The 287-nt window shown below is 53.7% G+C and carries 1 pseudogene; it reads left to right on the top strand.

Annotation, left to right across the window (positions count from 1 at the left end):
* Positions 1 to 83: 83 nt before the first annotated feature.
* A pseudogene (locus tag EOD29_RS31295) lies at positions 84 to 287 on the top strand (GGDEF domain-containing protein); the annotation flags it as partial.

Genomic DNA, 287 nt, shown 5'->3' with positions numbered 1-287 from the left:
TATCAGTTTTTTAAGGATTGTTGTTAAGCTCACCGTCAATTGGTCGCTCACGACCGACGTTTTGATCACCGTGGCGATTGGCGATGAAGTTCGAAACCATCAAACGGGTTATCCTGGCCGCCATTCTGCTGCCCTTCGTCTTCATGCTGATTGAAGGCGTCGTCGTCATACGCTCTTCAATCAAACAATACAGGGATCTCGAAAAGGACCGGCAGTTCGCCGACGTGCTTGCCCGCGGCGGGTCGATCGCCGCCACGGAGATTCTGACTGAAATTGGCGCCACCCGC

Origin of the sequence: Mesorhizobium sp. M1A.T.Ca.IN.004.03.1.1 (assembly GCF_003997555.1) — a bacterium.
Taxonomy (GTDB): domain Bacteria; phylum Pseudomonadota; class Alphaproteobacteria; order Rhizobiales; family Rhizobiaceae; genus Mesorhizobium.
Note: the sequence above shows the minus strand (reverse complement) of the source record. Positions and strands in the feature narration are given on the sequence as shown.